Source organism: Amycolatopsis sp. NPDC088138, assembly GCF_044741685.1.
Taxonomy (GTDB): Bacteria; Actinomycetota; Actinomycetes; order Mycobacteriales; family Pseudonocardiaceae; genus Amycolatopsis.
The window spans coordinates 1,235,033-1,257,219 of sequence record NZ_JBIUTB010000002.1 but is presented as its reverse complement, the minus strand read 5'-3'; the positions used below and the strand labels follow the sequence as shown (position 1 = coordinate 1,257,219).

Here is a 22,187-nt window from a genome sequence, read left to right as displayed (position 1 = left end):
CGGGTTCACCGGCTGCAGACCGCGCCCCGGATCGAGTGGGACAGGCTCGTGTAGACGGTCTGCCCGTCGGTCGCCCGGACCTCGAAGCAGTAGCGCTGCAAGGGATCCACCTTGACCGTCGCGGTGTGCAGCCGTGACGCCAGCACCGCGTGGTTCGGCTCGCCCTCCGGGGCGACGATCACGGCGTAGTCGGCGTCGGCCAGGGAACTGGTCCAGGTGAGCACGACCTCGTTGCCGCGGTCCACGGGCTCGGCCAGTTCCAGCGCGGCTTCCGGAGCCGGGGCCGGCGGTGCCGGCTGCGGCTTGTCCTCGGCGTCGGGGATGAGCGTCGCCGCAACGATCCCCGCGACGCAGACCACCGCCACCGCACCACCGAGCACGAAGTTCCGGCGACGCCGTTTCGCGGGCGGGGCGTCCAAAGGAGACAGTGCGGCCGACGAGAACCCGGAGACCACCGCGGCGGATTCGGCTTCCGACGGCAGCAGCTCGGCGAACCGCTCGGCGACCCACGCCGCGTCCGGCGGGCGGTTGTCCGGGTGCGGCGCGAGCATCCGGCCCACCATCGCGGACAGGATGACCGGGACACCGGGGTCGTCGATCGCCGGGACCGGGCTGCGCAGCAGCCGCAGGATCCGCTCCCCGGCCGGCTCGCCGAGCTGCCCGGGCAGCGGGGGTTTGCCGGTGAGCACCCGGTACAGGAGCGCGCCGAGGCCGTAGAGATCCGTTCGCTCGTCGAGGGTTTCTTCGCGCAACGTCTCCGGCGCCAGGTATTCCAGCTCGCCGGCGACGTCCCGCGGGAACGCCCGCCGCACGGCGACGCCGAAGTCGGCCAGCACCGGTTCGCCGGTCGGGCGGAACAGCACGTTCGCGGGCTGCACCCGGCCGTGCACCACGCCGGCGGCGTGCGCCCCGGCGAGCGCGGTCGCCAGCACGTGCCCGAGCACGACGGCCTCGCCGGGCAGCAGCCAGCGCCCGCCGTCGACCAGCGCGGCGAGGGACTGGGGGCACAGCTCCATCCGGAGCGCGTGCCGTCCGTCGGACAGCTGCTCGACGCCGTCGACCGGGAGCACCGACGGCAGGTCCCGGAGCCGGGCGCGGTCGTCCTCCACCTCCGCCAGCGTCGCGCGGTCGAAGCGGGCCGGGAAGATCTTGAGGGCCACCGGAACGTCGTCGAACACTCCGGAGTGGACAGTCGCCACCGGACCGGCACCGAGGGTGCGTTCGTCCGGCACGGTCACCACCGCGTTCATCACCATCACCTCAGCTCGGCACCGCACGCAGGCTGCGCACGTCGAAGGCGGCCCGCACCCGGGCGCGCCACGGCGTCCCGGTCAGGCCCTTGCGGATGGCCCGCACGGCCGACCACGCCTGTTCCACCGTCCGGTGATCGACGGTGTCACCGGACCACAGCGCGACGTCCACCAGGCGGGCCAGCCACACCAGCCCCTCCGCCACCGATTTGTCCACAATGGACGGAAGGTCACGGGCGAGATCGCGCACGGTCGCCCCGCGAGGAGTGGCGAAGCCGTACGCCCGCAGCACGTCCCGCGCCTCCTTCCAGGCCGCGACGACGGCGTCCGCGCCGGTGCGGCGACGTCGCCGGGCCGTGCGCACGGCGCGCAGGACCGGGATCGCCACGGTCAGCACCAGGAGGAGCGCGAGGAGCCCGAAAGCCGGCCAGGCGAGCACCTTCTCGGGCCGGTCCGGCTCCTCGGTCGTCGGCGCCGCGGAATCGACGTCCGGGTCCTGCAGCTGGGGCTGCGGCGGGAGATCGTGGCGCGCCTGTTCGGTGACGCGGGACAGGCCGGCCGGCGCCGCACCCGCGCCCTTGGCCGCACTGCCGGTCGGGTCCAGCGGCACCCAGCCGACCCCCGCCACGGCGACCTCCGGCCACGCGAGCGTGTCTCCATTGTGGACGGTCACCGTCCCGTTCCCCCGCGGCGCCCGGAAGCCGACCGCGATCCGGGCGGGGATGCCCACGATCCGGGCCAGCGCGACGTAGGAGGCGGCGAACTGCTCGCTGGTGCCCGCTCGGGTGCCGAACAGGAACGTGCGCAGCTGCGCCCAGCCGCTGCCGGTCGGCAGCACCGGCCCCACGGCCTGGTGGTAGTGCTCGGCGAGGTAGCGCTCCAGCACCAGCGCGCTCCGGAACGACGGTCGCAGCCCGCCGGTCGCGGTCTTCGCCAGGTCGGCCACGCCGGGTGGCACCTCCCCGACCCCACCCGCCACCGCGGCCGGATCGATGCCGGCGTCGAGCAGGTCCTCCGGCGCGACGGCCGGTTCGCGCCAGCCGAGCTCGTAGCCGACCGCGCCCTGGCGGCCGGGCAGCAGGAGCGTGCCGGTGCGCGGGTCGACCAGCGGCGCGACCCCGGAAACCGCGGCGGGCTCGGCCTGGCTCGGCAACCAGGGCCCGCCCGACCCCGCCGGCACCGTGATCCGCGCGTGGAACGCGGCCTCGCCGAGCGACGACCCCAGCCGCAGGTAGTTAGCGTCGGCGTGCCAGGTGACGCCGTCGAAGTCGTCGAGGACGGCCGTCCGCCACCGGTCGACCGGCGCGGTGCTCGTGTAGCTGAACACCGGCGGGGCCGGGTGGGTCAGCCGGTCCGCGACGTCGTCGAGCGGATCGTCGACCCGCAGGGTCGGCGGCGAGACGGGGTTGTGCGAGATGGCCAGCGACGGCCGGTTCCCCTGGTCGAGCGCGGTGAGCCCGGCCGCGAGGGCCACCGCGACCAGCGCGGACGGCACCACGAGCAGCAGCCGCCCGGCGCCGCGGCGGGTGACGGCGAGCAGCGCACCGGCGACGACGCAGTAGGCCAGCCCGGCCGCCGTCGCGACCGGCCCGGACAGCGGCGTGCAGGCCTGGCTCAGCCCCGCGACGGCCAGGCCGGGCGTCAGTGCCACAACCGGACGACGTGACAGCTCGACCCCGAGCACCGCGGCGACCAGCACCGCGAGCGGGACGAAGAGCAGCAGCTCCGGCTCCGGGCGCGCCGGCCAGGTGGATTGGAGGGTCAGCTGCCAGGACCGGGTCACGCCGTCGAGCAGGCCGCGCAGGAGGGTTGCGTCGGGCAGGCGCGGGCCGAACTCCAGCTCCCCCAAGGCGAGCAGCCCGGCGAGGAGGGCCAGCAGCGGCCGCCACGGCGCCAGGGCGGTGACGCGGGCGCACAGCTCGGTGACGGCGAAGCACACCGCTACCACTACGGCGATCGGCAGTAGGAGCGGGCCGAAGCCGAAGACGGGGGTGAACAACAGGCCAGGGAGGCCGGTGGCGAGCAGGAGGAGGGCTGTCGTGGTGCGTTGTGTCCACTGTGGAGTCATCGGGGCACCGCCTTCCAACGGTGGGCAGCGCTGGACACCGGCAGCAAGGTCGCCCAGAGCAGACCGGTGTCGAACAGCAGCAGGGCTACCGTCGTGCGTTGTATCCACCGTGGAGTCATCGCGCCACCGCATTCCAACGGCGGGCGGCGCTCGACAACGGAAGCAAGGTCGCCCTGAGCAGACCGGTGTCGAGCAGCATCAGAGCTGCCGTCATGCGTTGTGTCCACTGTAGAGTCATTGGGCCACCGCGTTCCAACGGCGGGCGGCGCTGGACACCGGAAGCAAGGTCGCTCCGAGCAGACCGTTGCCGAGCAGCAGCAGGGCCGCCGTCGTGCGCTGCGTCCATTGTGGATTCATCGCGCCACCGCATTCCAGCGCCGCGCCGGGCACAAAGGCGAACAACCGGGGCAGACCGGTGACAAGCAGCAGGAGGGCCACAGCCTTGCGTGGTGTCCACCGTGGAGTCATCAGGCGGCTGCGTTCCAGTGCCGTCCCGGAGGCCTCGCGCAGGTGAGCGATCCGGCTAGCGCGAAGCAAGACCATCGTCGTGCGGTGTGGAGTCATCGCGACACCGCGTTCCAGCGCCGAGCCGCGTCGGCGGCGTCGGAGACCTCGAGCACGGTCGCGCCGGGAATCCCCGCCAGCGATCCGGCCGGCCCGAACACGAAGACCACGAGCGGCGCGTACCGGTCGCGCAACGCGGCCAGCGCGGCCCGGTCGGCGGCCGTGCCACCCGCCGTGACCACGGCGAACCCGCCGACCCCACCCCGCGCCAGCTGCTCGGGAACCAGACCCGCAGCGGCGGACGGCTCGAGCACGCACAGGGCGTCCAGCAGCGGCCGCACCGCTTGCACACCCCCCGAGGTGTCCAGGTCCAGACCGCCGGAGGACACCAGCCGCGCCGGGCGGTCCGCGTGGGCCGCGGATGTCACCAAGGACGCGGTGAGGTCGATCGCCTCCTCCAGCAGCGCGCCCTCCAGGCGGCTGTCCAGCAGCGCGGTGAACCGCGGCTGGTCGGGGTCGGCGTAGTCGCGGACCATCAGCTGCCCGGTCCGCGCGGTCGCCTTCCAGTGCAGGTGGCGCACTTCGTCGCCGGGCACGTATTCGCGCACTTCGCGCAGGTCGTACGAGCCGCGCAGGCGGTCGTCGACGGCGGTTCCCTCGTGGTGGTGGCGTGGGCGGCCGCCGCCGGGCGGGTGCAGGACGTGCACCCGCGGGTGCACCCAGAGCGTCGCGATCTCGCCGGCGGTCAGGCGGCGGTGGCCGAGCCCGAACGGGTCGCCGCGGTCCAGGGTGAGCGGGCCGACCTGGTGCCGGCCGCGCCGAGCCGTCGGCAGCTCGTAGTGGTGCGTGGCTTCGGCGTTCGGGGCCAGCGCGCGGATCCGGACCGCGCGCACGCCGCCGCCGATCCGGTCGCCCGCGCTGAACGCGCCCTGCCGCCGGCCGGTCGGGTTCCGCACCCGCAGCGCGGCCATCGCCGGCCGGCCGCGCTCGACGCGGTCCGGGTAGACCTCGCGGGTGACGGCGACGCGCGGCCGCCGTCCGGTCAGCACCACCGCGGCCACCAGGGCACCGGCCCCGGCACCCGCGATCGCCAGGAAGAACGGGTAACCGGCCCACTGGCCGAAGGCGAAGAGCACGACGGTGCCCGCGAGCACCCCGGTACCACGCCGGGTCAGCCGGATCATCAGACCTGCGACCCCGCCTTCATCGGCGCGGGGGTCGCGGCGAGCACCTCGTCGACGACGCCGTCGGCGCGACGGCCGTTCAGCTCGGCGTCGGAGGTGAGGATCAGCCGGTGCGCCAGCACGGCGTGGGCGACGTCCTTGACGTCGTCGACCGTGACGAACGCGCGGCCGTCGGTCGCGGCGTACCCCTGGGCGGCGCGGATCAACGCGATGCTGCCGCGCGGGCTGGCGCCGTAGCGCAGCGCGGCGTGCGTGCGCGTCGCGGCCGCGAGCCGGGCGGCGTACTCGCAGATCGCGCGGTCGACGTGCACCGCGCGGACCTGCTGGATCGTCTGCTGCAGAGTCGGGATGTCGACCACCGGCGAGAGCTCGTCCGGCCCGACCCCGGCGCACTCGCCCATGATCACCATGACCTCGGACGCGAGGTCGGGGTAACCGACGTCGAGCCGCATCAGGAACCGGTCCAGCTGCGCCTCCGGCAGCCGGTAGGTGCCGGCCAGCTCGATCGGGTTCTGCGTGGCGAGCACCAGGAACGGCCGCGGCACCTCGTGCCGGACCGCGTCGACCGTGACGGTCCGCTCCGCCATCACCTCGAGCAGCGCCGACTGCGTCTTCGGTGTGCCGCGGTTGATCTCGTCCGCGACCACGACATTGGCGAACACGCCGCCGGGGTGGAACTCGAACCGCTCGTCCTTCTGGTGGTACACCGGCACTCCGGTGATGTCGCCGGGGAGCAGGTCGGGCGTGAACTGGATGCGGTTCCACGAGCCGCCGATGCTGCGCGCCACGCACCGCGCCAGTGTCGTCTTGCCGACGCCGGGCACGTCTTCGAGGAGCAGGTGGCCCTCGGCGAACAGTGCGGCGACCGTGAGCCGCACGACCTGCGGCTTGCCGCGCAGTACACTGTGGACGTTCGCCGCGATGCGCTCGTAGACGGCGCCGGGCGGGAGTGCTTGCGTCATGGCTTCTTCCACTTGATTCGGTTGGATTCGACGGTGCCGTCCGGGGTGACGACGCTGACCCAGATCGTCTGGCCGGGTTCGTCGTAGTCGAGCTCGTTGTAGGTGAGCGAGCCGCTCGAGTTGGTCGTGGCGTATTCGGTCTGCACGTTGCCGGTGCTGTTCGAGCTGAGCCTGATCCCGTAGCGCGTGTTCGGCGCGAACCCGGTCATCGTCACGTTCACGGCCGCGCAGTCGGGCGCGTCACAGCTGCCGCTCGTGGTCGGACGGCCTTCGCTGATGGTGATCTTCGGCGACGGCACGGTGAGCGACTTCGACCCCGCGGCGCCGGTCCGCGTCTGCCCGTCGGACGTTCGGGTCACCGCCCGGACGGTGAACGTGTAGGTCTTCCCGGCGCTCAGCCCGGAGTACGCCGCCGTCGTGCCGGACACCGTCTGCTGCGCCAGCCCCGTGCCGGTGACGACGTAGTGCACCAGCTGCCCGCCACCGAGGTCCGGCTGGGTCCACGACAGCGACGCGCCGCCGTTGCGGTAGGTCGCGGTGAGCTTCGGTGCCGACGCGGCCGCCGCCGGGGTCGCCGACGCCGAAGCACCCGGCCCGGTACCGGCGTTGTTCACCGCGACGACGGTGAACGTGTAGCGAGTTCCGTTGGCCAGCCCGGTGACGGCGACCTGACGGCTCCCGCCGCCGACGGTTTTCGAGCCGCCGGCCCAGCTGATCCGGTAGGAGGTCACCGGCGCGCGGTTGTCCGCCGCCGCGCCCCAGCTCACCGTCGCCGAGCTGTCGCCGCCGGTGGCCGACACCCCGGGCGGGGCGCCCGGCGGGCTGGCCGGCACCGCGGGCGGCGACGGCTTTCGCGGCGGTGGCGGTGGCGGGTTCTGCGGCTTCGGCTTGTTACCCGCGTCGACGTCCGGCTTGGACCCGGTCCCCGGCTGCTGCCCGGGCGTCGGCTGTCCCGGCGTGGGGTGGTCCGGCACCGGCTGGTCCGGCTTGCCGGCCGGGGGTACGACCGGGACGTCGGTGACCTTGCCGTCCTTGCCGACGACCAGGACGTGGGTGCCCTGCCCGCCGTCGACGTAGACGCGGGCGTCCTCACCGCGCACGAGCCGGGACGTTCCCTCGGGCGGCACCGGCTTGACGTCGGCAGGCCGCCCGGCGGCGTCGAACGTGAGCAGCGTGCCGGAGCTGCGGTTGACCAGCGCGACGACCGAACCACCGGCCACCGGGCCGTCGTACTGCCCCGGCGGCAGGTCCACGACGATCGGCTTCTGCGGGTGCGCTGCGGGATCCACGAGGTACAGCCGGTTCCCCGGCGGGTCGAGGACGGGCACCCGGCCGGCGACGTCGTTGGCAGCCGGGCGCAGGTCCGCGCTCGCCGTGACGCTCATCGGCACCGCTGCGCCGAGCCCGCCGCCTTCGACCTGGCGCAGGGCGCCGTCGGTCGTGTCGACGAAGTGCAGGGTGTCGCCGACCAGGGTCAGCGCGCCGACGTGGCCGGGCGGGAGGGTCACCGGGCAGGCGGAAACGCCGGCCGCGCCGCGATCGACCCGGCAGAGCAGGCCGGAAGTGGTGCGGGGCAGCCAAAGCGTGCCGTCGGCGGTGGCGACCGGGTCACCGACCGGGCCGCCGGCGGACATCGTCGCCGCCGGGTCGCCGAGCCGGGCGATCCGGCCGGCGTGGCGGTAGACGACGTACGGGCCGCCCGCGGTTTCCACGCCCACCGGGACTTCGGCCGACGGCGGCACCACCGACGGCCCGGCGGTCAGGTCCGACCGGCCGAACTCCGTGATCCGCGTGCCGCCGACGACGTACCCGCTGGTGTCACCCTGCAGCACCTGACTGCCCGGGTCGCCGGGCACGGCGGCCTGCACGTCGATGCCCGCGGTGCCGCCGTCGACGTGGAAGGCCACGTGCAGCACGGAGTTGTAGACCCAGTGGCCGCCGGGGACCACCCGCAGGCCGGGCAGTGAGTCCGCGGCGCCGGTGACCGCGGCCCCCACGCCCGCGGTCACCACGGCGACGATCGCCACGACCGGCAGCCGGGTCCGCCACGAGTTCTTCCGCCGAGTGGTTTTCGTCACGGGAGCGGACAGTAACCAGGCGAACCGGGAGGGGTCCCGCGCTCGGCCGGGGCCGTGCTGCCAGGGACTTACCGCAGCTCAGGTGCGTGATCCCCAGCAGGCATCCGGCGCGGGTGATCGGCGTAACCCGTGGCGGCACCTCAGCTGTACCGGGACATCACCGCGCGGCCGGAAACCCGTGGCACGCACGGTCGAAGTCACCGCTCAGGCGGCGGTCCCCGTCACCCGGCTGCCGGGCGCCGCGGACTTCATGAGGCGGCCGAGGACGACCGCGTGCTCGGCGAACCGCTGGTAGACGCGGCTCAGTGCGGCGATGTCGGCCGGCTCGCCCAGCGTGGCCAGGATCCGGCGCAGGTCGGCCAGGTCGTCCTCCACCCCGATCGACGCTCGGGCGTGCCCGTCGTCGGTGGCGGCCAGTTCCACCAGCCACACGGCGAGCCGGCCCAGCTCGACGAAGGCCGGGGTCAGCGCGTGCGGCACCACCGGGTGCGGGTAGGCGCGCTGGACGGCCCGCGCGACCTGGAGGACGAACCCGCTCAGCCGCTCCAGCTCGGTCAGCGCGTGGATCGCCGCGAGGACCGTCACGGCCGGTGCCCGCAGCGCCAGGACCGTGTGCACGCGGCGGGCCAGCTCTTCGCGCTCCCGGTCGAGCCGGACCGAATCGGCCACGATGTCGTCCGCCAGCGCCACGTCGGCTTCCTCGAGGGCGACGGTCGCGCGCTCCATCGCGGCCGCGGTCGCCCGGGTCAGCCACACCAGGTCGGCGGCGGCGGATTCGAGGCCGGCGGTCGTGCGCATGCCTCCACACTGTCCATCCAGGACAGCCCGCGTCCAGCACTTTGACGGGAATTCAACGCGCTACCCTCCACGGCATGGCCCGCACCCGTCTCTACCGCGACGGGGTCCTCGTCGCCGAGGACTTCCCGGCCGCGGACGTGTCCGACCACCTCGCCGACCCGGCGGCCACCGTCTGGCTCGACCTGTGCGCCCCCACCGAGGCGGACCTCGCCACGATCAGCGAGGAGCTCTCGCTGCACAAGCTGGCGGTCGAGGACGTCGTGCAGGACCACCAGCGACCCAAGGTGGACCGGTACGACACGCACTCCTTCCTCACCGCCTACGCGGTGCGGCTCGACGTCAAGACCGGCGACCTCGAAGCGATCGAAATGGACGCGTTCATCACCGAACGCGCGCTGGTGACCGTCCGGGAGAACGACGACTTCGACATCACCGAGGTCCTCACCCGCTGGGACGCGACCGCCGAGCTCGCCAAGAGCGGCGTCGGTTACCTCCTGCACGGGCTGCTCGACTACGTCGTCGACAGTCACTTCGAGGCCGTGCAGTCCCTCGACGAACAGATCGAGGCCCTCGAGGACCTCGTCTTCGACGACGACGTCGACCACCGCGAGATGCACCGCCGCTCCCTGCACCTGCGCAAGAGCCTGGTCCGGCTCCGGCGGGTCGTGCTGCCGATGCGCGAGGTCGTCAACTCGCTGATGCGCCGCGACCACAACGTCTGCGACAGCGGGCTGATGCCGTACTACCAGGACGTCTACGACCACGTGCTGCGCGCGTCGGAGTGGACGGAGTCGCTGCGCGAGCTCATCACGACCATCCGCGAAACCCAGCTGAACCTCCAGGCGAACCGCCTCAACACGATCATGAAGAAGGTGACCGGCTGGGCGGCGGTGATCGCGGTGCCCACCGCGATCACCGGCTTCTACGGCCAGAACATCCCTTACCCGGGTGTCGACCAGCCGTGGGGGTTCTGGGTGTCCACGGTCGTCATCGTGGTGTTCTCCGCCGGGCTCTACGTGTTGTTCAAGCGCCGCGACTGGCTCTGACGTTCGTTTAGAACGTTCTAACGCTTGGAGAGTCGTGTCCCTTGTCACCTCGCCGTAAGCGTTATATCGTTGCGCGGCACCGGTATTGAAACGATTCAAGAGTCGCCCGCCAATGGAGGATGTGCGATGAGATCGCGTGTAGCGGGAGTCTCGGCCGTGCTGGCCGTCGTGCTGGCCATGTCCGGCCTGGGAACGGCTCCGGTCCTGGCCGACCCGGGCGGGCACACGAAGGGCCTGGACGCCGGGACGCTGACGGTCGAGCACCAGGCGGACCCGCTCGGCGTCGACGTGGCCAAGCCCCGGCTCGGCTGGGTGCTGGACGCGGACCAGCCGGGGGCCCGGCAGTCGGCCTACCAGGTGCAGGTGTCGTCGGCCCCGAACCGGACGGGCGACGTGTGGGACAGCGGCCGGGTGCCGTCGGCGAAGTCGTTCGACGTCGCCTACGCCGGAGCCGGGCTGCGGTCGCGCACGCGGTACTACTGGCGCGTCCGGGTCTGGGACGCCGCCGGCCGCGCATCGGACTGGAGCGACGCCGCGTGGTTCGAGACGGCGTTCCTGACCGGCGCCGACTTCCACGGCGACTGGATCGGGGCGCGCGCGGAGCCGGTCACCACGTCGCTGCAGGGCGCGAACTGGATCTGGTACCCCCAGGGCAATCCGGCGGACTCCGCGCCGGTCGGCACGCGGTACTTCCGGCGGGCGTTCGACGTCGGCGCCACGGTCACGGCGGCCCACATCCAGCTCACCGCCGACGACAACTTCGTCCTGTCCCTCAACGGGAAGCAGGTCGCGAGCTCGCCGCCGGTCACCGACTCGTGGCGGACGGCCGTCGACGTCGACCTCACCGCCGACCTGCGGCCCGGGCGGAACGTCCTCGCGATCCAGGCCGCCAACGCCCAGCCCGGCCCGTCCGGGCTCGTCGGCAAGCTGCACGTCGAGACGTCGGCGGGGGCTCCGGTCGACATCGTCACCGACGCCTCCTGGAAGGCGTCCGACACGGACACCACGGGGTGGCAGCAGCCGGACTTCGACGACTCGGCGTGGCCGGCCGCGCTGGTGGCCGCCGCCTACGGCTCGGGTCCGTGGGGCAACTCGGTCACCGCGACAACGCCGCCGGAACCGTTGCTGCGCAAGGACTTCACGGCGGGCAAGCGGATCAAGTCCGCACGCGCGTACGTCGCCGGTCTCGGGTACTACAAGCTCTACCTCAACGGCAACCGGGTCGGCGACCACGAGCTGGACCCGGCGTTCACCGTCTACGACAAGACGGATCTCTACGCGACCTACGACGTGACCCAGGCCCTGCGGTCCGGGGACAACACGATCGGCGTGAGCCTGGGCCGCGGCTACTACGCGATGACGAACCCCGACGAGTGGCTGAGTTCGCCGTGGCACGGTGAGCCGAAGCTGAAACTCGAACTCGACGTCACCTACACCGACGGCACGAGCGGGCGCGTCGTCAGCGACGGCAGCTGGTCGCTCGCCGACGGCCCCACCACCTCGGAATCGTTGTGGTTCGGCGAAACCCACGACGCCCGGCTCGAGCAGCCGGGCTGGAACAACACGGGCTTCGACGACTCCGCTTGGCGCCCGGCGCGTGTCGTCCCGGCGCCCGCGGGAACGCTGCGGGCGCAGTCGTTCCCGCCGATCAAGGTGACCGACACGCTGGGAACCGGCAAGGTGACCACCCCCGCCCCCGGGACGACGGTGCACGACTTCGGCAGCCCGACCGCGGGCTGGGCGGAGGTCGGCGTGCACGGGCCGGCCGGTGCCCAGGTGACGATCACCTACGGCGAGAAGCTGAAGGCCGACGGCACCGTCGACAACATCGGCGGTTTCGGGATGGAGCTGCAGAAGTACACCTACATCCTGAAGGGCGGCGGGCCGGAGACGTTCACGCCGAGCTACTCCTACGCCGGGTTCCAGTACGTCCAGGTCGCCGCGCCCGCGGGCGTCACCGTCGATGCGGTGACCGGGCAGCGGGTCCACACGGCGGTCGCCAAGACCGGGGACTTCAGCAGCTCGAGCGACCTGCTCAACCGCTACCACACCGCCGAGGCGAACACGATCCTCAACAACCTGCACTCGGTGCCGACCGACACCCCGATGTACGAGAAGCGGCCCTACACCGCCGACGCCTTCCTGGCCGCCGACGCCGCCATCGGCAGCTTCGACATGGAGAACTTCTACGAGAACTGGATGCGGGCCCACCGCGACGACCAGACGCCGGAGGGGAACATCGGCCAGACCGTGCCGGGCACCGTCGGGGCCAAGCAGGTGATCGACCCGGTCTGGTCCGCGAGCTTCGTGCTCGTCGACTGGGATCTCTACTGGTACTACGGCGACATCCAGCCCCTCGCGGACAACTACGAGGCGATGAAGGCGTGGCTCGGGTTCTTCGAGAAGAACATCGCCAAGACCGGCTACATCTACACCGGCGGCAGCTACGCCGACTGGCTCGCGCCCGGGTTCGCCCAGCCGCCCGAGGGCGCCCGGCTCGCCGGCACCGCCTACATCCACAAGACCACCACGACGATGGCGGAGATCGCGCGTGCCCTCGGGCACAACGACGACGCGGCGCGCTTCGACAAGCTCGCCGGCACGATCGCCGGTGCCTTCAACACCACGTTCTACGACGCCTCGAAGGGGGCGTACTTCGACGATCCCGCGGCGGGCTACCGCCAGACCAGCAACCTGCTGCCGTTGAGCCTCGGCATCGTGCCGGCCGCGGCCCGCGCCGGTGTCGTCGCGAACCTCGTCGGCGACATCAAGGGCCGTGGGGTCCACCTGAACACCGGGGCGCTGGGCACGAAGCTCATCCTCCCGGTGCTGACCGAAACGGGGAACGCGGAGCTCGCCTACAGCGTCGCCACGAACCCGACGTACCCCGGCTGGGGCTACTGGTTCCAGGCACTGGGCGCGACGACGATGTGGGAGGAGTGGCAGGCCGGGTCGCGGTCCCACCAGCACGCCTTCATGGGCACCGTCGACGACTGGCTGTACCAGGACGTCGCCGGGATCGAGCCCGCGGCGCCGGGCTACACGAAGGTCAAGATCCAGCCCTCCCCCGTGGGCGACCTGCGGCAGGCGTCGGCGCACGTCGACTCCCCGCTCGGCCAGGTGCGCTCGGACTGGACCCGGGACAACCGGAACCGCTTCACGTTGCGGGTCGGCGTGCCCGTCGGCGCGACGGGTGAGGTCTTCGTACCCGTCGCCCGGGGGCAGCGGGTCAACGCTCCGGCCGACGCGACGGCGGAAGGCACGCAGAACGGCTACGCCCGCTTCCGGGTCGGCTCCGGGACCTACGAGTTCCGGGCCGGCTAGTCCAGGGTGGCGATGCCGGCCAGGAAGATGTCGACGCCGGCGAGGAACTGCTCACGGTCGTCGTGCTCGCGCAGCTGCGTGACCGACGCGTGCACGAACGGGTAGCGGGCCGGGTCCACCTGCGCCCACTGCGCGGCGGCGTTGTCCAAAAAGGACGCCCGGTCCGTCTTGGTGTCGGCCAGGTACCGGGCGTTCGCGGCGTTCTGCACGGCGACACCGAGCACGTAGTTCGTGAGCGTGCCGGCCGCGTCGAAGCGCGCCCGTTCGGGGACCGCCAGCGCGTCCAGCAGCCGGGCGATGCTCTCGTAGAAGTCCAGCAGCGCGGGCCGCCACGGCTGCCGGGAGAGTTCGGCCCCGACCCAGGGGTGCGCGTCGACCGCGTCGAACAGGCCGAGGGCGAGGCGGCGCAGGGTCGCACGCGGGTCCTCGTCGAGGGCCGCGCCGGACAGCACGCGCGTGATGATGTCGTCGGTGGCGGCGGCGAGCAGGTCGCCCTTGTCCGCGACGTGGTGGTAGATCGCGCCGTACCCGGTGCTCAGCCGGATGGTGAGCGCGCGCAGCGTCAACGCGCTCTCGCCGCCGCTGTCCAGGAGCTCGGTCGCGGTTTCGATGATCAGCTCCCGGGACAGGCTGTCCGTGCGCCGCGGGGAGCGCGGCGCGGTGTTCTTGCCCATGGTGCTCATCATCGCACGACTGGATCGCCGATCCAAACCCGTGCTAGCTTGATTGGAGTGACGATCCAATCCGACTCCGGAGGAACCATGACAACCCCGGTCACGATCATCGGCGCGGGCCTCGGCGGCCTGGTGCTGTCCCGCGTGCTGCACATCCACGGCATCCCGTCCGTCGTTCACGAGGCGGAATCGTCGCCGTCGGCGCGCACACAGGGCGGGCTGCTCGACATCCGCGACTACAACGGCCAGCCGGCGCTGGAGGCGGCGGGCCTGACCCAGGAGTTCCGCGACCTCGTCCTGGAAGGCCGCCAGGCGATGCGGCTGCTGGACCGGGACGGGCACGTCCTGCTCGAAGTGCCCGACGACGGCACGGGCGGCAACCCCGAGGTGCAGCGCGGTGAACTGCGGCGGATGCTGCTCGACTCGCTCCCGGCCGGCACCGTCCACTGGGGACACAAGGTCACCGGTGTCCGCGCCCTCGGCGACGGCCGTCACGAGGTGGCTTTCGCCGACGGCACCACCGTCACCACGAGCCTGCTCGTCGGCGCGGACGGCGCGTGGTCCCGGGTCCGGCCGCTGCTGTCCGGCGCGACCCCCGAGTACACCGGCATCGGGTTCGTCGAGACCCACCTGTTCGACGGCGACCACCGGCACCCGACCAGCGCGAAGACCGTCGGCGGCGGCGCGATGATGGTGCTGGAGCCGGGAAAGGGGATCCTGGCCCACCGGGAACGCGACGGGAACCTGCACACCTGGGTGATGCTCGCCCGGTCGCGGGAGTGGTTCGCGGGCGTCGACTTCACCGATCCCACCGCGGCCACCGCCCGGATCGTGCGGGAGTTCGACGGCTGGGCGCCGGAGCTCACCACGCTGGTCACCGCCGGCGAGACCGCGCCGGTCCTGCGCACCATCCACACCCTGCCCCCCGAGCACCGGTGGGACCGGACCCCCGGCGTCACCCTGCTCGGCGACGCCGCTCACCTCACGGTCCCCAACGGCGAAGGGGCCAACCTGGCCATGTACGACGGCGCCGAGCTGGGCCGGGCCATCGCCGCGCACCCCGGCGACATCGAGACCGCGCTCGGCACGTACGAGCAGGCCATGTTCACGCGCAGCGCCACGGCCGCCGCCGAGGCCCCCGACCTCTACGTCATGCTGGGCGAGGGCACGCCCCACACCCTGATCAACGCCGTCGCCGGCCGCTGATCACCCGATCACCAGCACCAGCCGGCCCCGGGCGTGGGCGGTTTCGCTGGCGCGGTGGGCTTCGACGATCCCGGCGAGCGGGAAGGTCCGGTCGACCGGCAGCCAGAACCGGCCGGCCTCGATCAGCGCGCCGATCTCGCCGAGGGCGTGGAAGCCGTGACCGTCGACGAACCCGTTGCTGAAGTGCACCCCGTGCTTTTCCGCGCCCTCGAAGTCGGCCAGCGTCACGACGTTGTGCGCGCCACCGGCCAGGTCGATCAGCTCGGGCAGGACACCGTTGCCTGCCACGTCCAACGCGACGTCGACGCCGCCGGGAGCGAGCGCGCGAATCCGGTCGACCATGCCTTCGCCGTACGTCACGGGCTCCGCGCCGAGCAGGGCGAGGTAGTTCTGGTTGGCGGCACCGGCGGCGCCGATCACCCGCGCGCCGCGGGCGAGGGCGAGCTGGACGGCCGTGCCGCCGATCCCGCCGGTGGCACCGTTGACGAACAGCGTCCGTCCACTCGCGACGGTGAGCTGGTCCAGCGCGCGCGTGGCCGTTTCGAGGGCGATCGGGAGCGCGGCCGCGTCGACGAACCCGAGTGACGGCGGGATGGGCGCGCGGTAGGTCAGCAGGGCCAGCTCGGCCGCGCCGGCGCCGTCGTCGGAGATGCCGAACACCCGGTCGCCGACGGCGACGTCGGTCACGCCCTCGCCGAGCTCGTCGACCACCCCCGCGACGTCCCGGCCAGTCGTCTGCGGGAGTCCCGCGCCGAAGGACAGTTCGCCGCTGCGCAGCTTCGTCTCCGTCGCGTTGACCCCGGCCGCGTGGACGACGATCCGGACCTGGCCGGGACCCGGGTGCGGGTCGGGGAGGTCCACGATCTCGAGGACCTCGGGACCGCCGAACTGCTTGAACTGTGCGGCTTTCATGGTGTTTCTCGCTTTCGCTCAGTGGACGACGGCGGGTGCGGCATCCTGGGTGACCGGCAGGGGCCCGCTGCGGAAGAGGACCGCGGACACGACCGCGCCCCCGAGGAACAGCGCCGCCGCGATCCAGAACACGAAGTGGTAGCTGGCCAGCGTGGCATCGACGATCGTGGCCGGGTTCGCCGCCGTCGCGGCGTGGTCACCGAGGTAGCTCGTGATCGCCGTCGCGCTCAGCGAGCTGAACACGGCCAGCCCGATGGACCCGCCGATCTGCTGGGCGATGTTGACCATCGCGGACGCCACCCCGGACTCGTGCGGCCGCACCCCGCTGGTCGCCGCGTTCTGTCCCGGGCCGAAGACCAGCCCCAGTCCGAGGCCGATGACGAGCAGGGCGGGCAGGACACCGCCGGTGTAGGTGGACGACGTGCCGATCCCGGTGAGCAGCGCCATCCCGAGCGCGGCGAGCAGGCAGCCCGCAGGTACGAGCGGGCGCGGCCCGACGCGCGGCAGCAGCACCGATCCGGAGAGCACCGCGCCGACCATCACCAGGCCGACCATGGGGAGGAACGCCACGCCCGTCTGGAACGGCGTGAACTTCAGCGTTTCCGCGAGGTAGAAGGTGAGGAACAGGAACACCGCGAACCCGCCGATGCCGGAGATCCCGATCGACAGGTAGGCCGCGCCCCGGTCGCGGTCCAGCAGCACCGGCAGCGGGAGCAGCGGATTCCGGACGCGGCGCTCGATCAGCACGAAGACGAGCACGAACACGGCGCCGGCGAGCACCGGTCCCCACGTCCAGAGGTCGCTCCAGCCCTTGGCCGCGGCGTTGCCGAGCCCGTAGGCGATGCCGACCACGCCGAGGATCGCGGTGACCGTTCCCGAGACGTCGAGCCGGGTGCGTTCCGGCCGCTCCCCCTCGGTGAGGAAGACCAGCGCGCCGGCGAACGCGACCGCGGCGATGACCAGGTTCACGTACAGGCACCAGCGCCACGACAGGTCCTGCGTGAGGACGCCGCCCAGCAGCAGGCCCAGCGCACCGCCGGCCCCCGAGATCGCGCCGAACACCCCGAACGCGCGGCCGCGCTCGTTCGCGTCGTCGGCGAACGTCACCGACACCATCGACAGCGCCGCCGGCGCGAGCATCGCACCGAACGCACCCTGGGCGACCCGCGAGACCAGCAGCATCCCGAACCCGCTCGCGGCCCCGCCGAGCGCCGAGGCGACCGCGAAGCCGACCAGCCCGATGACGAACAGCCGTTTGCGCCCGAAGAAGTCCGACAGCCGGCCGCCGAGCAGCAGGAGGCTGCCGAACGCGAGCGCGTACCCGGTGACGACCCACTGCCGGTTGCCGACCGAGAACCCCAGGTCCTGCTGGGCGGTCGGCAGGGCGATGTTCACGATGGTCGAGTCCAGGACGACCATCAGCTGGGCGAGGCTCAGTACCACGAGCGCGATCCAGCGGTGCGGGGCGCGGGAGCCGTCGGCAGGGTTCATTTCGACCTTCGATCCGTGAGGGGAACCGCCGTCAACTTAACATCGGTAGGTCTAACTTATCAATGGTAAGTTAAGCGACCGACGGTAACCCAGCCCGTCGCGATGAGTAAGGTGGCTGCTCGTGACCACGGGAGACCCCGACGGCGGAACGCCGCCCGCCACCAGCGACGTCCTGTGGCTGCGCGGCGAGCGGGACCGCCCGGCGCGGCGGGCCGCGCCGCTCACCCTGGAGCGGATCGTCACCGAGGCCGTCGCGGAGCTCGACGCCCACGGGGCCGAGCGGCTGACGATGCGGCGGCTGGCGCAGCGCCTCGACGTGACGTCGACAGCGCTCTACTGGCACGTCTCGACCAAGGAGGACCTGCTCGACCTGGCGGTCGACCACGTCCTCGGCGAGGTGCCGCTCCCCCAGCCCGGCCCCGGACCCCGCGCCGCACTGCGCGCGCTGCTGCTCGGCTGGCGCGCCGCGATGCTCGCGCACCCGTGGTCACCCGGCCTGCTGGGCCGCCCCCTGCTGGGCCCGAACGTGCTGGCGCGCACCGAGTTCGTGCAGGCGACGCTGACCCGCGCCGGGCTGAGCGGCCTCGAGCTCGCGTCCGCCACCCACCTGCTGACCGGCTTCGTCATCGGCACGGCGATGACCGACGCCACCTGGCGGCGGCTCGACGATCCCGAGGTCGTCACCAAGGCCCGGGCGCACATCACCGCCCGGCGGGACATCTACCCGACGCTCAGCACGTCCGGCTTCGTCGACCAGGAGTGGTCCGACGACGACCTGTTCGGGGTCGGCCTCGAGCGGATCCTCGACACGCTTACTCCGGCGCCGTGACCCGGTCCGCTCGCCCTTCGGCTTTTTCCTGCAGGAGCCGGACCTTCGCCCAGGTGTCGTCGTCCACCGGGGTGTGCGTGGCGAGCTTGAGCCCTGAACCCTCGCCGACCGACAGCTGCGTGTAGTCCAGCTTCAGCAGGCCGACCTCGGGGTGGAGGTAGTGCTTGGTGAAGTTCTCCGGCCCACGCACCCCGTGCCGGTCCCACACGCGCTCGAAGTCCGGTGACTCCCGCCGCAGCCGGGTGACCAGGCTCTTCCAGCCGGGCTCGCCGGCGTGGGCCGCCATCCCGGCGCGGAACCGGCCGACCAGGCGCGCCGCGGCGTCCTCCCAGTCGAGGATGGCGTTCCGCCACCTGGGTGAGGTGAACACCAGCAGCAGCCAGTTGCGGTCCTCGAACGGCAGGTGGTCGACCCCGCCGACCAGCTGCTCGTAGGTGCGGTTCCAGGCGAGCAGGTCGAACCGGGCGTCGATCACGACGACCGGGATCGGCTCGAGGTGGTGCACCATCACCAGCACGGCGTCCGGGACGGCCGCGTGGCCGCGGGCCGGCGGCGGCCCGGGGTGCCCGGCCAGGGTGTAGAGGTGGGCCCGCTCGTACGGGTCGAGCCGCAGCGTGCGCGCGATCGCGGCCAGCACCGGCTCGGAGACGTTGATGTCCCGGCCCTGCTCCAGCCACGTGTACCAGGTCACCCCCATGCCCGCGAGGTGCGCGACCTCCTCGCGGCGCAGCCCCGGCGTGCGACGGCGGCCCGTGAGCGGCAGGCCGGCCTGCTCCGGGGAGATGCGTTCCCGCCTGCTGCGCAGGAAGGAGGCCAGTTCCTCGCGCTTGCCCCGCAGCTCGGACGTCGTCACGGGTCCACTGTGCCACCGCGCCGAGCCTGGTGCCAGGTGGTGCGGATACCCCCATAAGCACACTCTGGCACCTGGATAACGCGCGGCGGAGAGTTGATCTCAGTCACTCGTCACCCTTCCGGAGGTCTCCATGCCCACCCCCTTGTTGTCGACGGTCGCCCTGGTCACGGGGGCCAGCAGCGGCATCGGCCAGGCCACCGCCCGCGCGCTCGCGGCCCGGGGCGCCACCGTCGTGCTGGTCGCCCGTCGTCAGGACCGGATCGAGGTGCTCGCCAAGGAGATCGCCGCCGAGGGCGGCCAGGCGGTCGCGCTGGCGGCCGACCTGACCGACGCCGACGCCGCCACCGCCGTGGTCGGCACCGCCGTCGACCGGCTCGGCCGGCTGGACACCCTGGTCAACGCGGCCGGCGTCATGCTCACCGGCGACTCGATCGCGTCGCCGCTGACGGAGTGGCAGCAGATGGTCGACATCAACGTCACCGGCCTGCTGTACGTCACCAAGGCCGCCCTGCCGCACCTCGTCGAAGCCGCCGCCACCAGCCCGCGGCAGGTCGCCGACGTCGTCAACGTCAGTTCCATCGCCGGCCGCTGGACCATCCCCGGTGCCGCGGTCTACAACGCCACCAAGTTCGGCGTCACCGCCGCGACCGAGGCCTGGCGGCAGGAGTACGCCCGCCGCAACGTCCGGTTCTCCGTCGTCGAGCCGGGGCTCGTCGAGACCGAGCTGCAGAGCCACCAGCAGAGCGCCGTCCAGGAACGGATGGCCGCCCGGTTCGCCGACGTCGAACAACTGCACCCCGGCGACATCGCCGAGGCCGTGGAATACATCGTCACCAGCCCGCGCCGCCGGGCCGTCGCCGAAATCGTCATCCGCCCCACCGACCAGGTCTGAACCGCGGCGCGAAACGGCAATTTTCCCGGCGCGTGAAGGTGACCCCGGTTGATTTGCGGCAATTGTCACGACGTTCTTTGATCACGACGGATTGTGTTACCTCGTACACTCGAAAGCGGCGAAGGCGAACACGGCTGGGCTATGCGCATTTCGAGGCGGACTCCGTAAGTTCGTCCCCATGTCCCGCACCGGTTTCGTATTCGCAGCCGCAGTACTGGCCGCCCTGCTCGTTCCGCCCGGCACCGCCGGCGCGGCGAAAGCGCCGACGCCGGGGCCGGTGTGCGACCACCAGCCGGTCGCGAACGTCACGGCGCCACCCGGCGCCGTCGTGATCGACCCCGCGGTGCCCGGCGACCTCTACCACAAGACGCAGGATTCCCCGGCCGGCACGACGTTCTGGCTCCCGCCGGGCACGCACACCCTCGCCACCGACCCGTTCGGCCAGGTCATCCCCAAGGACGGGGACGTCTACCTCGGCGCGCCGGGCGCCGTGCTCGACGGGCAGCGGGTCAACCTGGCCGCCTTCACCCAGCAGGCGAAGGACGTGACGATCCGCGGGCTGACCGTCCAGAACTTCGTGCCGCCGCAGGACCAGGGCGTCGTCAACCACGATTCGGGCGAGCACTGGACCATCGAGAACACGACCGTGCAGAACAACGCCGGTGCCGGGCTGATGGCCGGCGCCCGGCAGGTGGTGCGGCACAGCTGCCTGCGGAACAACGGGCAGTACGGCATGAACGCCTACCGTTCGGACAACACGATCACCGGGCTGGTCGTCGAAAGCAACGAGATCGTCGGAAACAACACCGACGACTGGGAAAACCGCGCGCCCGGTTGCGGCTGCAGCGGCGGAATCAAGTTCTGGGCGGTCAACAAGGCCGATGTCCGCGGGAACTGGGTGCACGACAACCGCGGTGCCGGATTGTGGGCCGACACCAACAACAACGACTTCCTCGTCGAGTACAACCTCATCGAGGACAATGACGCCGAAGGCATGTTCTACGAGATCAGCTACAACCTGATCTTCCGCGACAACGTCCTGCGGCGCAACGCGCTCGTCTCCGGCAAGCTGAAGTCCGACCGGGGTGACAACTTCCCCGTCGCCAGCGTGTACCTCTCGGAATCCGGCGGCGAGCGGCGGGTGCCGGCCCGTACTCACCTGATCGACATCTACGACAACACGTTCGAGGACAACTGGTCCGGGATCACGGCGTGGGAGAACGCCGACCGGTTCTGCAACAGCCCCGCCAACACGTCCAGCAACACCTGCACCAAGCTGGTCGCCGACCGCACCCTGTGTTCCGCGCCCGGCATCGCCACCCGGCCGCTCTACGACGACTGCCGCTGGAAGACCCAGCTCGTCGAGGTGCACGACAACACGTTCCGGTTCGACCCGGCGCACGTCGGCTGCACCACCGGCCTCTGCGGCCGGATGGCGTTGCTGGCCAACTACGGCACGTACCCGACCTGGTCGCCCTACCAGGGCACGGTCGTCCAGGACGCGATCACCCACGACCAGGGCAACTACTGGTTCAGCAACGCCTACTACGGCCCGTGGACCTTCGTCGCGGGCGACACCTCACGCTCGCTCACCGCCCAGCAGTGGCAGTCGACCCCCTGGGACCAGGACGACTGCGCCTCCTTCGACGGGGTCGCCGGCCCCTGCTGAGCTGATCCCCCACGCGTGAAGCGGCGGTGCCCGGACCACCCGGGCGCCGCCGGGCGGGCCGCGATGACGACCGAACCGGCCAACACGCCGACGATCACGCTCGGCCGCTGACTCCGGCCGCTGTGATGGCCACTCCGGGCGGCGTGTCGGGGATTGCCGGCACCGTGTTGGCCGCGGCGGGCGGTGTGTCGGCCGTTTCCGGCAGCGTGTTGGCCATACCGGATGCGTGTCGGCCATCACCGGCGGGGTGTCGGCTATCGCGGCGGCGTATTGGCCGCGGCAGGCAGCGACCGAGGCCGGCGTTGCCCAAACCCTGACCTGAAGCGGGGGGGGCCCGGCCCCCCCCCCCCCCCCCCGGGGGCGGCACCCCCCCGCCCCAAAAGCCCGCGGGTGCCGCACCGCGGGACGGGCGGCCCCCCCCCCGGGGCCGTGGGGGGGGGGGGTGGC

17 protein-coding genes are annotated in these 22,187 nt (G+C 72.3%); 6 read left to right on the top strand and 11 right to left on the bottom strand.

Annotation, left to right across the window (positions count from 1 at the left end; all coding sequences use genetic code 11):
• Nucleotides 1-5: 5 nt before the first annotated feature.
• The 7 genes from ACIOD2_RS13495 to ACIOD2_RS13465 all read right to left on the bottom strand — a co-directional run bounded on the left by ACIOD2_RS13495 (nucleotide 6) and on the right by ACIOD2_RS13465 (nucleotide 8,844).
• Nucleotides 6-1,250 (bottom strand): protein kinase, encoded by a 1,245-nt coding sequence (locus ACIOD2_RS13495; RefSeq protein WP_400537423.1) that lies wholly within the window; start codon nucleotides 1,248-1,250, stop codon nucleotides 6-8.
• A gap of 10 nt (nucleotides 1,251-1,260) precedes the next feature.
• Entirely contained in the window at nucleotides 1,261-3,318 is a 2,058-nt protein-coding gene (locus ACIOD2_RS13490) for a transglutaminaseTgpA domain-containing protein (protein WP_400537421.1), read from the bottom strand.
• Nucleotides 3,319-3,552: 234 nt separating this feature from the next.
• Nucleotides 3,553-3,882 carry a hypothetical protein gene (locus ACIOD2_RS13485; protein ID WP_400537419.1) on the bottom strand — a complete coding sequence of 110 codons (330 nt, stop codon included), beginning with the start codon at nucleotides 3,880-3,882 and terminating at the stop codon, nucleotides 3,553-3,555.
• Nucleotides 3,879-5,006 carry a DUF58 domain-containing protein gene (locus ACIOD2_RS13480; RefSeq protein ID WP_400537417.1) on the bottom strand — a complete coding sequence of 376 codons (1,128 nt, stop codon included), beginning with the start codon at nucleotides 5,004-5,006 and terminating at the stop codon, nucleotides 3,879-3,881. The genes ACIOD2_RS13485 and ACIOD2_RS13480 overlap by 4 nt, the downstream gene beginning before the upstream one ends.
• On the bottom strand, nucleotides 5,006-5,968 hold the full coding sequence (locus ACIOD2_RS13475) for an AAA family ATPase (protein WP_400537415.1): 963 nt from the start codon (nucleotides 5,966-5,968) through the stop codon (nucleotides 5,006-5,008). Before ACIOD2_RS13475 ends, ACIOD2_RS13480 begins: the two co-directional genes overlap by 1 nt.
• The gene (locus ACIOD2_RS13470; RefSeq protein ID WP_400537413.1) at nucleotides 5,965-8,046 is read right to left on the bottom strand and encodes a fibronectin type III domain-containing protein; all 2,082 of its coding nucleotides are present in this window, start codon (nucleotides 8,044-8,046) and stop codon (nucleotides 5,965-5,967) included. The genes ACIOD2_RS13475 and ACIOD2_RS13470 overlap by 4 nt, the downstream gene beginning before the upstream one ends.
• Before the next feature lie 204 nt (nucleotides 8,047-8,250).
• Nucleotides 8,251-8,844, bottom strand: coding sequence for a PhoU domain-containing protein (locus tag ACIOD2_RS13465; protein WP_400537411.1), 594 nt, complete (start codon nucleotides 8,842-8,844; stop codon nucleotides 8,251-8,253).
• A 74-nt stretch (nucleotides 8,845-8,918) separates the two neighbouring features.
• Between ACIOD2_RS13465 and ACIOD2_RS13460 the strand changes: the two genes are divergently transcribed.
• The gene (locus ACIOD2_RS13460; protein ID WP_400537409.1) at nucleotides 8,919-9,890 is read left to right on the top strand and encodes a magnesium transporter CorA family protein; all 972 of its coding nucleotides are present in this window, start codon (nucleotides 8,919-8,921) and stop codon (nucleotides 9,888-9,890) included.
• Between the two features lie 126 nt (nucleotides 9,891-10,016).
• Nucleotides 10,017-13,214 (top strand): family 78 glycoside hydrolase catalytic domain, encoded by a 3,198-nt coding sequence (locus tag ACIOD2_RS13455; RefSeq protein WP_400537407.1) that lies wholly within the window; start codon nucleotides 10,017-10,019, stop codon nucleotides 13,212-13,214.
• Here the strand turns inward: ACIOD2_RS13455 and ACIOD2_RS13450 are convergent.
• Nucleotides 13,211-13,900, bottom strand: coding sequence for a TetR/AcrR family transcriptional regulator (locus tag ACIOD2_RS13450; protein ID WP_400537405.1), 690 nt, complete (start codon nucleotides 13,898-13,900; stop codon nucleotides 13,211-13,213). The two genes, ACIOD2_RS13455 and ACIOD2_RS13450, sit on opposite strands and share 4 nt — an antisense overlap.
• A gap of 75 nt (nucleotides 13,901-13,975) precedes the next feature.
• On the opposite strand from ACIOD2_RS13450, the gene ACIOD2_RS13445 reads away from it, so the two are divergent.
• Nucleotides 13,976-15,094, top strand: a complete 1,119-nt coding sequence (locus ACIOD2_RS13445) for an FAD-dependent oxidoreductase (RefSeq protein ID WP_400537403.1) — start codon at nucleotides 13,976-13,978, stop codon at nucleotides 15,092-15,094.
• On the opposite strand, the gene ACIOD2_RS13440 is transcribed toward ACIOD2_RS13445, so the two are convergent.
• Nucleotides 15,095-16,006 carry an NADP-dependent oxidoreductase gene (locus tag ACIOD2_RS13440; protein ID WP_400537401.1) on the bottom strand — a complete coding sequence of 304 codons (912 nt, stop codon included), beginning with the start codon at nucleotides 16,004-16,006 and terminating at the stop codon, nucleotides 15,095-15,097.
• 18 nt (nucleotides 16,007-16,024) lie between these two features.
• Entirely contained in the window at nucleotides 16,025-17,497 is a 1,473-nt protein-coding gene (locus tag ACIOD2_RS13435; RefSeq protein ID WP_400537399.1) for an MFS transporter, read from the bottom strand.
• 121 nt (nucleotides 17,498-17,618) lie between these two features.
• On the opposite strand from ACIOD2_RS13435, the gene ACIOD2_RS13430 reads away from it, so the two are divergent.
• On the top strand, nucleotides 17,619-18,326 hold the full coding sequence (locus ACIOD2_RS13430; protein ID WP_400537398.1) for a TetR/AcrR family transcriptional regulator: 708 nt from the start codon (nucleotides 17,619-17,621) through the stop codon (nucleotides 18,324-18,326).
• On the opposite strand, the gene ACIOD2_RS13425 is transcribed toward ACIOD2_RS13430, so the two are convergent.
• Nucleotides 18,310-19,179, bottom strand: coding sequence for a helix-turn-helix transcriptional regulator (locus ACIOD2_RS13425; protein ID WP_400537396.1), 870 nt, complete (start codon nucleotides 19,177-19,179; stop codon nucleotides 18,310-18,312). The two genes, ACIOD2_RS13430 and ACIOD2_RS13425, sit on opposite strands and share 17 nt — an antisense overlap.
• A 130-nt stretch (nucleotides 19,180-19,309) precedes the next feature.
• On the opposite strand from ACIOD2_RS13425, the gene ACIOD2_RS13420 reads away from it, so the two are divergent.
• A complete protein-coding gene (locus ACIOD2_RS13420; protein WP_400537394.1) occupies nucleotides 19,310-20,071 on the top strand; it encodes an SDR family NAD(P)-dependent oxidoreductase in 762 nt (253 codons plus the stop codon).
• 178 nt (nucleotides 20,072-20,249) lie between these two features.
• Nucleotides 20,250-21,740 carry a right-handed parallel beta-helix repeat-containing protein gene (locus tag ACIOD2_RS13415; RefSeq protein WP_400537392.1) on the top strand — a complete coding sequence of 497 codons (1,491 nt, stop codon included), beginning with the start codon at nucleotides 20,250-20,252 and terminating at the stop codon, nucleotides 21,738-21,740.
• Nucleotides 21,741-22,187 lie beyond the last annotated feature (447 nt).

Coding starts and splice junctions, on each gene's coding strand:
- ACIOD2_RS13495 (WP_400537423.1), bottom strand. CDS start 1,250: ATGAACGCGGTGGTGACCGTGCCGGACGAACGCACCCTCGGTGCCGGT.
- ACIOD2_RS13490 (WP_400537421.1), bottom strand. CDS start 3,318: ATGACTCCACAGTGGACACAACGCACCACGACAGCCCTCCTCCTGCTC.
- ACIOD2_RS13485 (WP_400537419.1), bottom strand. CDS start 3,882: ATGACTCCACACCGCACGACGATGGTCTTGCTTCGCGCTAGCCGGATC.
- ACIOD2_RS13480 (WP_400537417.1), bottom strand. CDS start 5,006: ATGATCCGGCTGACCCGGCGTGGTACCGGGGTGCTCGCGGGCACCGTC.
- ACIOD2_RS13475 (WP_400537415.1), bottom strand. CDS start 5,968: ATGACGCAAGCACTCCCGCCCGGCGCCGTCTACGAGCGCATCGCGGCG.
- ACIOD2_RS13465 (WP_400537411.1), bottom strand. CDS start 8,844: ATGCGCACGACCGCCGGCCTCGAATCCGCCGCCGCCGACCTGGTGTGG.
- ACIOD2_RS13460 (WP_400537409.1), top strand. CDS start 8,919: ATGGCCCGCACCCGTCTCTACCGCGACGGGGTCCTCGTCGCCGAGGAC.
- ACIOD2_RS13455 (WP_400537407.1), top strand. CDS start 10,017: ATGAGATCGCGTGTAGCGGGAGTCTCGGCCGTGCTGGCCGTCGTGCTG.
- ACIOD2_RS13450 (WP_400537405.1), bottom strand. CDS start 13,900: ATGATGAGCACCATGGGCAAGAACACCGCGCCGCGCTCCCCGCGGCGC.
- ACIOD2_RS13445 (WP_400537403.1), top strand. CDS start 13,976: ATGACAACCCCGGTCACGATCATCGGCGCGGGCCTCGGCGGCCTGGTG.
- ACIOD2_RS13440 (WP_400537401.1), bottom strand. CDS start 16,006: ATGAAAGCCGCACAGTTCAAGCAGTTCGGCGGTCCCGAGGTCCTCGAG.
- ACIOD2_RS13435 (WP_400537399.1), bottom strand. CDS start 17,497: ATGAACCCTGCCGACGGCTCCCGCGCCCCGCACCGCTGGATCGCGCTC.
- ACIOD2_RS13420 (WP_400537394.1), top strand. CDS start 19,310: ATGCCCACCCCCTTGTTGTCGACGGTCGCCCTGGTCACGGGGGCCAGC.
- ACIOD2_RS13415 (WP_400537392.1), top strand. CDS start 20,250: ATGTCCCGCACCGGTTTCGTATTCGCAGCCGCAGTACTGGCCGCCCTG.